9 protein-coding genes are annotated in these 14121 nt (G+C 69.4%); 3 read left to right on the forward strand and 6 right to left on the reverse strand.

Features of this window, described 5'->3' with window-relative positions; genetic code table 11:
• Positions 1–28 precede the first annotated feature (28 nt).
• Genes ACFW2Y_RS04870 through ACFW2Y_RS04890 form a run of 5 tightly spaced genes read right to left on the reverse strand, consistent with a single transcriptional unit; the run spans position 29 to position 9739 of the window.
• Positions 29–538, reverse strand: a complete 510-nt coding sequence (locus ACFW2Y_RS04870) for a flavin reductase family protein (protein WP_384873608.1) — start codon at positions 536–538, stop codon at positions 29–31.
• A 3-nt stretch (positions 539–541) separates the two neighbouring features.
• The gene (locus ACFW2Y_RS04875) at positions 542–1000 is read right to left on the reverse strand and encodes an acyl-CoA thioesterase (protein WP_384873611.1); all 459 of its coding nucleotides are present in this window, start codon (positions 998–1000) and stop codon (positions 542–544) included.
• A gap of 2 nt (positions 1001–1002) precedes the next feature.
• Positions 1003–6927 carry an SDR family NAD(P)-dependent oxidoreductase gene (locus tag ACFW2Y_RS04880; protein WP_384873614.1) on the reverse strand — a complete coding sequence of 1975 codons (5925 nt, stop codon included), beginning with the start codon at positions 6925–6927 and terminating at the stop codon, positions 1003–1005.
• Complete coding sequence (locus ACFW2Y_RS04885) at positions 6924–7937, reverse strand: enediyne biosynthesis protein (RefSeq protein ID WP_384873617.1); 1014 nt, start codon at positions 7935–7937, stop codon at positions 6924–6926. The genes ACFW2Y_RS04880 and ACFW2Y_RS04885 overlap by 4 nt, the downstream gene beginning before the upstream one ends.
• On the reverse strand, positions 7934–9739 hold the full coding sequence (locus ACFW2Y_RS04890; RefSeq protein WP_384873619.1) for a CRTAC1 family protein: 1806 nt from the start codon (positions 9737–9739) through the stop codon (positions 7934–7936). The genes ACFW2Y_RS04885 and ACFW2Y_RS04890 overlap by 4 nt, the downstream gene beginning before the upstream one ends.
• 25 nt (positions 9740–9764) lie before the next feature.
• On the opposite strand from ACFW2Y_RS04890, the gene ACFW2Y_RS04895 reads away from it, so the two are divergent.
• From ACFW2Y_RS04895 to ACFW2Y_RS04905, 3 genes are all read left to right on the forward strand, one after another.
• Positions 9765–10013 (forward strand): hypothetical protein, encoded by a 249-nt coding sequence (locus tag ACFW2Y_RS04895; protein WP_384873622.1) that lies wholly within the window; start codon positions 9765–9767, stop codon positions 10011–10013.
• Positions 10014–10147: 134 nt separating this feature from the next.
• Complete coding sequence (locus tag ACFW2Y_RS04900) at positions 10148–11698, forward strand: GMC family oxidoreductase (protein ID WP_384873624.1); 1551 nt, start codon at positions 10148–10150, stop codon at positions 11696–11698.
• An 89-nt stretch (positions 11699–11787) separates the two neighbouring features.
• Positions 11788–12489 carry a DUF899 domain-containing protein gene (locus ACFW2Y_RS04905; protein ID WP_384873627.1) on the forward strand — a complete coding sequence of 234 codons (702 nt, stop codon included), beginning with the start codon at positions 11788–11790 and terminating at the stop codon, positions 12487–12489.
• 251 nt (positions 12490–12740) lie between these two features.
• Here ACFW2Y_RS04905 and ACFW2Y_RS04910 read toward each other — a convergent pair whose 3' ends face one another.
• Positions 12741–14102, reverse strand: a complete 1362-nt coding sequence (locus tag ACFW2Y_RS04910; RefSeq protein WP_384873630.1) for a sigma-70 family RNA polymerase sigma factor — start codon at positions 14100–14102, stop codon at positions 12741–12743.
• Positions 14103–14121: the final 19 nt, after the last annotated feature.

A 14121-nucleotide genomic window follows, 5' to 3' on the forward strand; every position in this document is an offset into this window, starting at 1 on the left:
CCTCCACACCAAGGATCAAACGGGTGGGTCACGTCGACAGGCGGTGGAAGCCGCCGCCGAAGTACACCAGCGGGTCGTCCTTCTCCTCCCGGCCGGCATCGACCACCGAGCCCAGGAAGATCGAGTGGTCACCACCGTCGTGGACAGCGACGAGACGGCACTCCAGCCATGCCTGCGCGCCGAGGAGGACGGGAACCCCGGTGTACTTGCCCGGTACGGTGTCGACGTCCTCGAACTCGCGTCGGCCGCGCGGCCTGCCGTGATCCGCGAAGTACAGCGCCAAGTCGCCCTGTTGACGGGAGAGCACCGAGACCGCGAAGGCGCCTTCGTCCCGTATGACGTCGTGGATGGCTGCCGTGCGGACCACGCACACCAGGATCAACGGCGGCTCCAGCGAGACCGAGGTGAAGGCGTTGGCCGTCATCCCGCGGGGGACGTCCCGGCCCGCCGTGAGCACGGTGACCCCGGTGGTGAAACGCCCCAGGACACCGCGCAGTTCGGAGGTTTCGCGGATCGGGGTGCGATCGGTTGCGGTCATCCCTCAGCCCCCGTTCGTCAAATCGGCGAGCTGCGCCGTCACGTACGGCGCCAGTGCCTTCCGCAGCGCCTCGGGAACCCGCGAAGGGCGGGTGTCGGAGTTCGGGCCGCGCATGCAGGCGATTCGTTGCCGGCCACGGGCGACCAGGTTCTCGGACCCGTCGCCGCCGACCCGTACGTAGTCGAAGCTGAAACCGATCTGGGTCTGCGTCAGATCGTCCAGGCGCATCCGGATCGAGAGTTCGTCGAAGGCCGAGATCTCCGCGAAGAACTCGCAGTCCACCTTCAGCGTGAACAGCTTCAGGTCCTCGCGGATGTCGGCCAGCACCTCCGGAGCCCGCTCCTGTAGGAACATCTCCCGACAACGCCCCTGCCAGCGCAGGTAGTTGACGTAGTAGACGTTGCCGACCAGGTTCGTCTCCTCGAAACCCACCAGATGGCGGTACTCGTAGTACGGCTGCATGGTCAGTGGTTCCTCTCCGTCGTCCGGGCCATCAGGGCGAAGACCACGGGTGCGTCGACGCCGTGCAGCGACGTCGAGAAGGTGACGATGCGCGCCTCTCCGGAGCGCAGCGCCACCCAGTGCCCGTCCACGACGGGCACGGCGTCGGCCGTGATTCCGGTCAGTGCACGGCCGTTCTTGCGCAGGCACTCCACCGCTCCCCACACCCTGGTGGCCGCCAGGGAGAGCGGCTCCTCGTGTTCAACGGCGAGCAGTCGGGCCAGGGCCGTGCACTCGGGACCCAGCAGGCCCGTCCATTCCTCGTCCGTACGGGCTTCCGCGACTTCCACGTCACAGGCGACCGGAACCGCTCCGGTCACCACGAACGTCACACCGGCACCGTGCGAGGCGGAGACGTGCGGTCCCCCCTCGACCTCGGGCTTGCCGTCGGGGCGGTACGTCACCGGAGTCTCTTCGCCCAACGCCCAGCCGATCGCCTTCGCGGTCCGTTCCCGCCGCGAGGCCACCCCCTCGGCGACGCCCTCGTCATCGGGGCGCACCACACAGCGCACGGGGACGGGCAGGACCCGCTCCGCCCGACGCTCCAGATAGGGGCCGAGCAGGGACGGCTCCCAGGGACCCGTTCCGTCCTGCTTCCGCACGGCCCGGAGACGCAGCCCCTCCCAACGCTCGACCAGCCGCCCGGCCTGGTCCCTGACGTCGAGGTCGTAGACGTACGTGTCGCCGTCACGGAAGCGCTCGGCCGCGTGGAGGACCACCTTCTTCTCACCGCGCACCGCATCGGGGTCGCTCAGATGGAGCCGCTCGACGCTCACCGGAAGCAGGGTGGCGTCCGGAACGCAGCACTGGATCGAGTGCATCAGCGCATCTCGCGTTCCCGGGTCGGCCAGCAGCAGGTCGGCAGGAAGGTGACGGGCGAACCAGGGGGCGACGGCACTGTTGGAGACCTCCCCGACGCACCCCTTCGCCGACAACTGCCGGTATCCGAGCAGACGTTGGAAGCGCATCCCTTGGAAGAGCACCGGTCCGTACAGGTCCCGGGCCGGATCCAGCGGTACGCGCGGCGCGCGCTCGGCGAGTGGCAGAGGAGCTTCGTCCAAGGGATCCGGTAGGTCGTAGCGGAGCACGGCGCGGAAGTGGTCGGCCTGGAATCCGGTGTCGCTGCTGCGGATCACCGCCTCCACGGTGCCGATGTTCCTCGCCAGGACGGCGACCCGGATGGTGGTCTGTCCCTCCTTGGGGACGACCACCGGCCGCAGGAACTCCACGTCCTCCAAGGTGGGCGCTCCGTCGAGTCCGGTGAGGGCCGCCGCGGCCTGGGCCATCGCCTCCATGCCGAGGACGGCGGGGAACAGCAGGTCTCCGTCGAGCTCGTGGTCCACCAGGTACGGGTCGCCGGAGGCCGAGAGGTCGGAGTCGACGACCAGCTCGATCCCCGGATAGTGCGCCCGGGGCCGGTCCACGAAGCGCAGCAGCGGCAGCTCGGACTCCTCCAGGGTGAGTGTCGGCAGACCGCCGGCACGCCCCATCACGACCAGGGCGGTCGGCGTCCGCGGATCCGCGATCAGCTCCTTCAGCAGGGCCACGCCTTCGTCGGTGGGAATCGGTTCGATGCCCTCCCGTACCAGCGACTCGAGCACGCCGAGCCGTTCGCCCATGCCGGCCCCCGACCACACCGACCATTCGAGCGCCAGGCAGCGGCAGTCCGGAAAGTCCTCCTGGACGCGGTGCGTCAGATCGGTGAGCCAGTCGTTGGCGGTGGCGTAGTCGGCCTCACCGCGCAGTCCGGCGCGGCCGATGATGCTGCCGAAGGTGACGAGGAGCCGCAGCGAAGCCGGGTCGGTGGCGGCGAGCACCGTCTGCAGTCCGGTGATCTTCGGGGCGAGGGTGCGCCGGAAGGACGACTCGTCCAGGTTGGCGAGGGCGTGCGGCTCATTGCGGCCCGCGCCGTGCAGCACCGCCGTGACCGGGCCGAGGGCGTCGCGGATCTCGCTGACCGCCGCCTTGACCTCGTCGGCGGAGGTGACATCGGCCCGCACGTAACGGAAGTTGACTCCCGCAGCAGTCATCCGCTGGAGGTTTTCGGCGAGTTCGGCGTCGTCCGCAGGGTCCGAACGGCCGAGCAGGCCGACGCCGGCGCCGGTGTCCCGGGCGAGCTCAAGGGCGCACTCCGCGGTGATGCCCTTCCCACCGCCCGTGACGAGCAGGACGTCCCCGGCGTCCAGGGCCGGCTGGCGGTCGGTCGCCCCGCCAACGGCCGCCGGCGTCGCGGACACCGGCAGGGGACGCAGCACCGGAACGGTGCGGAGGTCTTCCTCCCCGTACACGACCTCGCTGAACCCACTGGTCGCCGCCACGTCGGCGACGATGCGGGGCACCAGCTCCCGCACCCGCCGGTCCGACTGCCGGTCCGGCAGCGACAGGGTCACCACGGTGGTCTCGACGTCGGGAGCCTCCAGGTGGAAGGTCTTGGCCAGACCGGCCGCTCCGCGGCGGTCGCCGACCGCGACGAAGCGGGACGGGCCTTGCCGGGACAGCGCGGCACGGGCAGCTGCGATCATCAGCCCCACGTGCTCCTCGGAGCAGTCCCGGGGAAGGCAGAGCAGTACGCCGTTGCCGAGTCCCCCGGCGCCCAGCGCATCGTGCAGCGCAGCGGCGAGCGGGTGCCCTTCCGGGGCGAAGAGCTGCCAGTCCCCGCCTCGCGCCGGGGTGGCGGTGGTGGCAGCGGGGGCACGGTCCGTCGGTACGAGGTCGAGGGCGAAGGCCCGCACCCAGGGACCGACGCCCTGGACCGTGCGCGCCGGCTCCGCTCCACCCTCTTCCGTCTCTGCCAGTTCGTCCAGGAGTCCTGCCAGCTCGGCGAGCGTCGAGGTGGCGAAGGCCGTCGTGACCAGCGGTGCGGTGAGGCCCAGTTCTTGGGAGGCCTGGTTCATGATCTGCCCCACCGTGATGGAGCTGAGGTGCAGTTCGTCCAGGGGGTTGCTGTTCGGGTTCACCGCCTCGACCGGGAGTTCGGCCCGCTCTGCGGCGAGGCGGATCAGCACGTCGAGGCTGTTCTCCGCACCGGGGGCGCCCGCAGCGGCGGACGGGCCCGCTTGGGCCGTGGGGGTGCCTTGTGCTGCAGGGGTCGGTGTGTCGCGGCGCACCTCGGCGAAGGAGAAGTCGCCCTCCGGAGTCGACTCGCAGGGGCTGGCGAAGAACTGGAACTCCTTGTCCAGCGCGAGCGGGCGGGTGAACCGGTCTCGGAACAGTTCCGCGTGCCGCACCGGCGCCCCCAGTGCGTACGCCGCGGCGAGGGCCGTGAGGAGGCCGGACAACGAACCGCTGTCCGTGTCGAGCGAGACGACCGGAACATCGGGGGCGGTCTCCGTCGCGAGGCCGCGGAGGATGTGCCCGGGACCCACTTCGAGCAGGAGGTCGGTGTCCGCCGCGAGGGTCTGCACGGCCTCGCTGAAGCGCACGGGGTCCAGTACCTGCCGGGTCAGGAGTGCCGGTACGTCGGTGTCCTCCGGGAGCACGTCCGCCGTCACGGTGGACACCATGCGGCGCTGCAGCGGCCCGAACGACCGTGTCGCCAGGTACGCCCCGAACGCCTCGGCCGCCGGGGCCACCGCCTCGGAGTGGAAGGCGTGCGAGACGTTGATCGCGGCCGTCCCCAGGCCCTGGGCGGCCGCCGCGGCGCACACCCTCCGAACGGCGTCCACCGGACCGGAAACCACCGTCTGCAGCGGGCTGTTGTACCCGGCGATCACGACCGGCTCGCCGCTGAGCAGGGGCTCGACACGGGCCGCGTCCGCGGCGATGCCGGCCATCGTCCCGTCGCCGTCGCTCGCCTCCGCCATGACCCGACCGCGCTCGCGGGCGATCTGGAGCAGCGCGGCCTCCTCCATCGCGCCGGCCCAGTGCAGCGCCGTGAGCTCGCCGAGACTGTGCCCGGCGGCTCCCGTGGCCTCGATCCCCAGCGAGGACAGCACGCGGAGCCCGGCGAGCGATGAGGTCACGATGCGCGGCTGCGCCACGGCGGTGGCCACCAGGTCTCCGTCGGTGGGCAGGGGATGCGCTCGGTAGAGCTCGTCCACCGCGGCGAAGCGGCGTCGTACGGCGCCGCCGTCGCCCCGGCGCCCCGCCCCCTGTCCCGGGAACAGGAAGCCGATGCGCGGGGCCGTCGCGGTGGTGCCGAGGAAGACTCCTCCGGTCGTGTCGAGGACCGAACGCACTCCGCCGTCGAGGTGGGCCAGCAGTTGGGTGAAGCGTCGTTCGGTCTGCTCCGGGTCGGCCGCGACGACCGCCGCCCGGATGGGGCGCTCGGACAGCTCTTTCTGGAGGGTCGCGGCGAGGTCGCCGATCTCGGCGAACGACAGCTTCGAACTCAGCGCGGCCACTCGGGCCACCTTGCCCCGCAGTTCGGCGATGCCGTCCGCGTCGAGCAGCAACAGCTCCGCGTCCTGGCGCGACCGGACGAGCTTGCGGGTGACGCGGCCGACGTCGGTCTTGCGGACGCCGTCCGCGTGCTCCACCACGATGTGCGCATTGATGCCGCCGAAGCCCATGGACGACACCCCGGCCCGGATCGGCGCGCCCTCCGGCCACGTCTCCGCCTCGTACGGGACGCGCAGTGCCGGCTTCTCACCGGTCAGTTCGGGATGCGGGTCGACGTGGCTGGTGCCGGGCGGGATGACCTGGTGGCGCACCGCCAGGACGGCTTTGAGCAGTCCGGCGACGCCGGCCGCGGCCTTGGTGTGGCCGATGTTTCCCTTCACCGTGCCGATCGCGGCGGGGGCGGCGTCGGGGGCGGCGGCGCGACGGGCCTCGGAGAAGGCACGCAGTTCGGTGGCGTCGCCGACTGCGGTGCCGGTGCCGTGTCCTTCCAGGTAGGCCACCGTGTCGATGCCGAAGCCGGCGGTGGCGTAGGCGCGTTGCAGCGCGAGCCGGTGTCCGCCCGCTTCGGGACGGGTGATGCCGCCCTTGCCGTCGGAGGAGTAGCCCCACCCCTGGATGCTCGCATATCGGAAGCGCCCCTGTTCGAGGGCGTCCTGATTGCGCATCAGTACGAGCATGCCGCAGCCTTCGCCGGGCCAGAAGCCGTTGGATCCACGGTCGTAGACACGCATCTCGCCGGTTGCGAGCGCCCCGGTCTTGGCGAAGCCGATGACTTCGAAGGGGTCGATGCTGAGGTCCACCCCGCCGACGACGGCGACGTCGAGCCGTCCGTCGGTCAGGGCGTCACATGCGGTGGCGACCGAGAGCAGGGAGGAGGAGCAGGCACCGTCGACGGTGAATCCACCGCCCTTGAAGTCGAAGTGGTTGCAGATGCGTCCGGCGATGGTGTTGGCGAGGCCGCCGGCCAGGGTGTCTTCGCCGATGGGCGGGAACGGGCTCTTGTAGCGCTCTTCGAGCTGGTCCAGGAAGCCGGCCAGAGCGGTGTCGTCCCAGCCCTGTTCGCGCAGGGCGGCGCCGACCGTGCGGCGGACGTAGGGCCAGCGCAGCCGCATCAGGTTGGCCCGGCTGAACTCACCGGTCAGCGTGTTGCCGATGATGACCCCGGTGTTGGCCCCGGCCAGGCCCTCTCCGAGCGGAAAGCCCGCGTCTTCGAGTGCTCGGGCCGCGGTGTCGAGCGCGAGCCAGTGCGTCATGTCGGTCGAGCGGAACGTGCTTCCCGCAACCCGGTACTTGACCCGGTCGAACTCGAAGCCGTCGATCACCGCGGCCTTGGCGGAGTAGAAGCGGTCGGGCGCGGTGGGGTCGGGAGAGTAGTAGTCCTCCGCCCTCATCCGCTCGTCGGGCAGCCGGCGGAAGGCCCGTCGTCCGGCCAGGACGTTGCGCCACAGCTCGTTCGGGGACTCGGCGTCGGGGTAGCGACAGGCGATGCCGACGACGGCGATGCGGGAGGGATCTGAGGAACCGGGGTTCCGGGGGGATGGGGTCACGCGGCCACCGCCTCGCTCGTGGGGCTCTCGCCGAGCTCCGTGGATCGGCTCTGGGACGTATCGCGCCGGGCCGTCTCCCGGGAGCGGCGCTTCTGCAGCAGGTGGGCGACCCACCAGCCGATGCCACGCACCGCGCAGACCACCGTGACCGCGAAGAACAGCGTGTAGACGACGTTGAACAGCATCAGGACGCCGTACACCACGGCGACCGAGGCGCCGAAGACGAACTGGTTGCGGGGTTTCATCGGGGTGGTGCCGGGGTCGCTGATCATGTAGTTCGTGAACAGCACGAAGGCCACGCCGCTCATCGGGCCGAGCGCGGAGGCCAGGGCGACGTCCCAGAACTCGTGCCGGATCAGTGCCTGGATCACGAAGCCCCCGACCCAGCCGACGATCAGCGGGATCTTCTTGGTGAGCATCGAGTTGATCACCGTGCCGGCCATGACGATGATCAGCGGGATCGCGACGCGGAAGAAGGTGTCCGCGTTCTCCGTGAACTCATACGGCGGTGCGATGCTCACCCAGGACCCGAAGCACACCAGGGCGAGCGTGATCCCGAAGTTGGACGGGTTCATGTAGTGCCGCATGCGACCGGCGATGGGGGCTTGGAGCACGTGCTTGCCCGCGACGCCGGCGAACACCCCGAAGAGCACCGGGAGCAGCTGGTTGTTGGCGTAGAGCAGCATGTTCACCGCGATGGCCGTGATGTGCGAGGGCAGCAGGAACTCGTAGACGCCGCGCACTCCGTTGCCCAGGAAGCGCGGGGTGCGCCGCTGGGCCCAGGCGCTGAGGACTTCCAGGGCGATCTCTGTGGCGTAGGCGGCGAGGGCCGCGATGATGGGCCAGAGCCAGGGCTGTTCGAAGCCCAGCACGGTGTACCCGAGGATGTTGAACACGCTGATGGAGATCGCGAAGTTGCGCAGTGCGAGATAGCGCGGGTCGCGTGCGGCCCGGGGCTCTGGCGCGGCCGGCCGTGCCGGTGCGGTCGGGGAAGCGGTGGGGGTGGTCATCGGCTCGCAACCTCCTGGGCGTCATCGGTCAGCATGAGCGCGTGGGTGCCGGGGCTGAGCTCCTTGGTCGTCCGGTGCCGTTCGCCGTTCGTGTCCCGCCAGGAGATCTCGACCGTCACCGGCTCCTGCTGCGGGCCCAGTCCGAAGTGCACGTCGAAGCTGCGGAATCCGCTGTGGCCGCCACCTCCGTCGAGCTGCGAGACGCGGGTACCGGCTGCCGAGGTGACCTTGACCGTGGCACCGTACGCGGGCGTCCCGGTGTTCTTGAGCCCCTCGCCTGTTCCCCGATCTCCTTCGACGGAGGGCCGGTAGAGCTTCAGCTCCAGGTGGTTGCCCCGCTGGGGCGACGTGTTGGCGTAGAAGGCCGGCGGCCCCCACTGTCGGGCGACGGCGAAGTCGAGCACGCCGGTTCCGGTGGTGTCACCGGTGGCGAGGGCCCTGGTGGGGATCTTCACGTCGAGCCCGAGCCGCTCGCTGACGTTGACGTACGTGCCGCTCGCGTTCTTCGCGTAGAAGGCGAGGTGGTCGTCGCCGGCGATGTCATCACCCGGCTGGACGTTGGGCCACATCGCGGGGTTGGACAGCAGGTTGTCGTTGGTCATGGCCATCTCCTGGAGCCAGGGCCACCGGTTGATGTCGCCCTTGACGAATCCGGTGGTCTGGAGGATCGACAGCTCGCCCGAGTTGAGGAAGTCGGCCATCTTGGTGTCCCAGCCCCAGCCGCTCCAGGCGACCCCGTGCTCCTGCGCCTCCTGCTCGAAGGGCGCTTCGCCCGCGTCCAGTTTGCGGCGCATCTCCTCGGTGTCCTTGGCCTTGTTGATCCAGAGGAAGTTGCTTTCCTCCAGGCCCCAGGCGGCGGTGATGTTGCTGACCATCATGTCGAAGCTGCCGTTGTGGTCGACATCGGCGAAGTCGACGCCCATGCCCTTGAAGGAACCGTTGCCGAGCACGAACGACTTGGGCACGGTCGACGTGCGCTTGCCCTTGGCCTCGGTGAACCTGATCCGTCCCGGCTCCGAGCGGTTGTAGAGCAAGTGGTCGTGGCCGAAGTCATTGGCGACGTAGAGTTCGTGCAGGCCGTCGCCGGTCAGGTCGGCGCCGGAGATCGCAAGGGTCCATCCGGTGGAGAGCCCGTACGGAATGGCGCCCCTCTCCTCGACGAAGGAAACAGTGGGCTCCGTACCGGCGGTCGCCCCCGCCCAGCGCAGCACGTGGTCGCCACCGGCGTTCTTCGAAGAGGACAGTGAGTCGTTCATCGCGACGTTGTCGAGCCCGTTCGGGTCGAGCACGTCCGAGTCGGGGAAGTAGTTCCCGATGACGAGCGACGGGTGACCGCTGCCGTCCAGGTCGCCGACGTAGACGGCGTCGGTGTTCCAACGGGGACCGTGGTACCGACCGTCGATCGACTGCGAGGGCACCACCTCGCGCGGGACGTACGCGGCCTGCGACGGCGTCGTGGCGCTCGACTTGGCCAGGAAGGCGATGGGGGTGCGGCCCCAGTACGAGACGAGCAGGTCCGTCCGGCCGTCGCCGTTGTAGTCGCCCGGTGTGCATCCCGTGGGTGCCATGGCGGAGTCCATCGGCAGCGGGGCGGCGTCGAGGACGAAGGGGGTGAACCGGTCGGCGGGCGGGGCGGTCGGCGTGTAGGTCACCACCACCTGGTCCGTTCGGGTGTCGACGATGCACATCCCGTCGGCCCTGCCGTGTCCGGTCAGGTCGTTGATCGCAATTCCCGCACCGACCGAGGAGACCCAGGACCGCAGCTTCTCGTACGCCGGATTCACCGTTCGAACGGTGTTCATGCGCTGCGCTTCATAGCCCGGGGGCATGGCGATCGGCATTTCTTTGAACGCGTACTTCGCCGCGGCCTGTTCGCCGCCGGTGACGGCCACGGAAGTCCGTACCGCAAAAAACAGCGACGTGGCCACCAATACCGTCACCAGTCCGGGTGTGAGCCTGCGAAATCGCTCGCGGTGGATCACCGCTCTCTCCTCACTTTCGATCAACTGGGGCAATTGCTCGGCACTCAGTTCGCGTTCCGAGACTGGGATATGGCGGAACGTCTGGCTTCTCTGACGTTGCTCTCCGTCCGGTGTGGAGCGCCGTCCACGGCAAGCTGGGCAAGTTCGGAGAAGTCGCGAGGTCAGGTGGCAGTGATGCTCGGTGGCGGAACAAGTCCACAGCCGGATCTGAGACTCCGAGGGTGTTTCATGACGCAGACGTACGACGACATAGTGGTCGGCTCCGGTTCGGCCGGAGCCGCGCTCGCCGCGCGGCTCAGTGCGGACCCGTCGCGCAGTGTTCTGCTGCTGGAGGCGGGGCCGGATTTCCCCACGGTCGAGGAGACTCCGCAGGACATCCGCAACGGCAGTGCGATGTCCCTGAGCGCACACGACTGGAAATTTCGGGCGGAAATAAGTGACGGCCGCCGAATTCTCTATCCGCGCGGCAAGGTGACGGGGGGGTCCTCTGCCGTGGGGGCCACGATCGCCCTGCGCGGCGTGCCCGAGAACTTCGCGGAATGGGTCTCCGCCGGCAACCCGGCCTGGTCCTGGGAGGACGTTCTTCCGTACTACCGGAAGCTGGAGGACGACCTCGACTTCGGTGGTGAGCAGCTCCACGGCAAGGGCGGTCCCGTACCCGTCCGCCGCTGGCAGGCCGATGAACTGACCCCGGTCCAACGGTCCTTCGTCGAGGCGAGCCTGGCCATGGGCTTTCCCGAGGTCGCGGACCACAACGACCCGACGGCCACCGGAATCGGCCCGATCCCCTCCACCCGTAGGGATCCCGGCACCCGGTTCTCCACCGCCATGGCCTACCTCACCGGGGAGGTCCGCGCCCGGGAGAACCTCACCATCCGCGCACACACCCTGGTCCACCACCTGCTCTTCCAGGGCGACCGCGCCACTGGCGTGGCGGTTTCCACGAAGGGCGGCGCGACGGAGGAGGTGCACGCCCACCGGGTGATCCTGGCGGCGGGTGCGGTGAACTCGCCGACGCTGCTGATGCGCTCCGGCATCGGTCCGGCCGAGGACCTCAGGCGGCTCGGCATCGACGTCCGGTGGGACCGCCCCGGTCTCGGCGCCAATCTGATCGACCACCCGCGGACCGGCGTCTTCATGAGGCCGAGGCCGGGGTCGGTGGACACCACCGACCCGTTCCTGCAGACCATCGTCCGGACCACGGCGAAGGGTTCCACCGACTTCAACGACCTGCAGTACTACCTGGTGAGCCACTTCGACCTGACCATGTTCCCCGATCTGCAGATGCTGGCCCGGGGCAACGTGATCCTCGGCGTCATGGTGGTGGACCAGAAGCCCGAATCCCGTGGACGGCTTCGGTTGAGCACGACCGATCCGTCCGCGGCACCCGACATCGACCTCAACTTCCTGGCAACCGAGCGCGACCTGGAGAAGCTCGTCGACGGCGTGCGGACCTGCTGGGAGCTGGTCGGACATCCGGGCGTCCGGAGCCAGGGGGAGGAGGTCATCGTCCTGGACGACCGTCTCATCGCGGACGACGAGATGGTGCGCCAGTACGTCCGGGTGAGTCTGGACAGCGGCTACCACCCGGTCGGAACCGCCCGCATGGGGCGGGCTTCGGACGAGGGAGCCGTGGTCGACGAGCGGCTCGGGGTCCACGGCACGGAGGGCCTCTACCTGGCCGACGCCTCGGTGATGCCCACCATCGTGAACTGCAACACCAATCTCACTTCGATCATGATCGGCGAACGCCTGGCGGACTGGCTCCTGGAGGGCTGAGGCACCGCGGTCCGCGCGGGCGGGGTGCCCCCACGTCCCGCGCGGACGGCGCGTTTTCGCACGGAAGCGAACCAGAGCGGAGGAAAACCATGGACATGCCCAAGGTGGTCACCCGCGAGGAGTGGCTGCGCGCCCGGAAGGAACTGCTGGAGAGGGAGAAGGAACTGACCAGGCTGCACGACGAGGTCGTCGCGGCCCGACCCAAGCTGCCGATGGTTCGGGTCGAGAAGGAGTACGTCTTCGACGCTCCGCAAGGACCGATGACCCTGCTCGACCTGTTCGAGGGGCGAAAGCAGCTGATCATCCGTCATTTCATGTTCGGTCCGGACCAGGAGGAGGGTTGCATCGGTTGCTCGATGCAGGCCGACTCCGTCGGCCACCTGTCGCACATCAATGCCCGCAACACCACGTTCGTGATGGTCTCCCGCGGACAGCTCCCCAAGCTGGAGGCCTTCAAGAAGCGGATAGGCTGGACCATCCCCTGGGTCTCGTCCTTCGGCACCGACTTCAACCACGACTACAACGTCACCACGGAGCAGGGGGAGCTCCCCGGCGTCAGCGTGTTCCTGCGTGCGGGGACGGACGTCTTCCACACCTACTCGGTGTACGACCGGGGCGGTGACATCTTCAAGAACTTCTACAACTACCTGGACCTGACGCCCCTGGGCCGCCAAGAGGCCGAGCTGGAGTACCCGTGGGACTGGTGGCGGCACCACGACAAGTACGACGACGCGAGCGCGGCAACACCCGGGCAGAACTGGTGGAACGGCACGGACAAGTTCGCCAGCTGACGCGCCGGCCCGACTGGCTCACCGAGCCGCCCGCACTCAGCGCCCTCGTCCTCCTGTCGCTTGCGGGAGGAGCGGTGGGCTGGCGCGTGCAGCACTTCCACGGCCTCTGGGCAGGTGCCCTGCTGGGCCTGTGCGCAGGGGGTGCGCTCGGCGCACTGGTCGAGCACCGCGGCTGACGTCGGAACGCACCTGCGCACAGGCCCGGTTCGGGGCGTGCACCCGACCTCATGGGCCGGGCGCACGCCCCCCACTCATACGGGGACCCGTCGAGAACGCTGGGCTCCGTAGGTCCGTGCCAGCCCGAACGAGTCGAGCAGATCCGCGTCGAGGAAACCGGAGATCCGGGAGATCTTGTGTCCCGCCAAGGTGAGGACCGTGACCGAGTGTCCGTGGTGGAGGCCGTCGGAGCCGCGCCGGTACAGGGCGAAGGCCGGCTGGCCGTTGGCCGAGGTGGGCACCAACCGGTACCTCCCCCGCGTGGTCAGCACGTGTGTGCCGAAGAAGCGCACGATGGCCTCCCGACCGGTGAACCAACACGGCAAGGGCGGCATCTCGGCGACGGCGTCCTTGGTGAGCAGCTCCAGCAGGGCGTGCACATCGGTGTCCTCGAAGGCCCTCATATAGCGTTCGAGCAGGTGCTGTTGGTCCGGGGTGACGGTGTCGGTGACGTCGTCCTCCACCGGCGCGAGTCGCTGCAGCTGCGCCCGGGCCCGCTGAAGCGCGCTCTTGACCGCGGGGACGCTGGTGCCGAGCAGGTCGGCGACCTCCCCCGCGGACATGGCCAGCACGTCGCGCAGGAGGAGCACCGCCCGCTGCCTGGGCGGGAGCCATTGCAGTGCGGCGATCAACGCCAGTCTGCAGCTGGCCCGGTGGACCACGACGGCCGCCGGGTCGTCCGCGGGCGCCCCCAGCAGTGCACTCGGTACGGGCTGGATCCAGGGCACCTCCGTCATCGAGGTGGCCAGCGGAGCTTCCGGGTCGGCGTGCGGCGTGCCGAGACCGGTCGGCAGCAGCCTGCGGTCGCGGTGTTCGAGGGCGCTCAGGCACACATTGGTGGCGATGCGGTACAGCCAGGTGCGTACGCTTGCCCGCCCCTCGAAGGTGCCGTAGGACCGCCAGGCACGCAGCAGGGTCTCTTGCACCAGGTCCTCTGCGTCGTGGATGGACCCCGCCATTCGGTAGCAGTGCGCAAACAATTCCGTGCGGTATTGGGACAAGACATGTGTGAAGTCCTCTTTCTCGGTCATCAACGGCCTCCACCTCGCGCGCTGTGCCTTACTCGCGGTATTCACGTCGCTCACCCTAAGGGTTGCTGCGCGGGCGATCCCCGGACGCCTCGGAAATGGCCGCGTCCTTGCGGACTCCGTCGACGTGTCCGGCGACGGGGCCAGGCCATGCGTCCGGGATATGCCGAGCCCGATGGCGGGAACTTCCCTACCGATCCAAACGACAACCGGGCGTCGCCCTTCACCGACGCGGGGGACCCGACGAAGCCGTGGCGGGATCCGGAGCACGAGGGCAAGGCGGTCCGCGCCCCCTCCTCGAACGGCCCGGCAGCAGCAGCCAGGCGCGAGGCGCGCCGGAAGGGCCGGACCGGACCTCATCGGGGACATCCGGGAGCGGCCCGTTCAC

This window comes from Streptomyces sp. NPDC058877, from assembly GCF_042742855.1.
GTDB lineage: Bacteria > Actinomycetota > Actinomycetes > Streptomycetales > Streptomycetaceae > Streptomyces.

What these genes read in the sequence shown, in the direction of transcription:
- ACFW2Y_RS04895 (WP_384873622.1), top strand. Translation starts at nt 9,765, where the DNA reads ATGGCGATCGGCATTTCTTTGAACGCGTACTTCGCCGCGGCCTGTTCG.
- ACFW2Y_RS04900 (WP_384873624.1), top strand. Translation starts at nt 10,148, where the DNA reads ATGACGCAGACGTACGACGACATAGTGGTCGGCTCCGGTTCGGCCGGA.
- ACFW2Y_RS04910 (WP_384873630.1), bottom strand. Translation starts at nt 14,102, where the DNA reads ATGTCCCCGATGAGGTCCGGTCCGGCCCTTCCGGCGCGCCTCGCGCCT.
- ACFW2Y_RS04870 (WP_384873608.1), bottom strand. Translation starts at nt 538, where the DNA reads ATGACCGCAACCGATCGCACCCCGATCCGCGAAACCTCCGAACTGCGC.
- ACFW2Y_RS04905 (WP_384873627.1), top strand. Translation starts at nt 11,788, where the DNA reads ATGGACATGCCCAAGGTGGTCACCCGCGAGGAGTGGCTGCGCGCCCGG.
- ACFW2Y_RS04875 (WP_384873611.1), bottom strand. Translation starts at nt 1,000, where the DNA reads ATGCAGCCGTACTACGAGTACCGCCATCTGGTGGGTTTCGAGGAGACG.
- ACFW2Y_RS04890 (WP_384873619.1), bottom strand. Translation starts at nt 9,739, where the DNA reads ATGAACACCGTTCGAACGGTGAATCCGGCGTACGAGAAGCTGCGGTCC.
- ACFW2Y_RS04885 (WP_384873617.1), bottom strand. Translation starts at nt 7,937, where the DNA reads ATGACCACCCCCACCGCTTCCCCGACCGCACCGGCACGGCCGGCCGCG.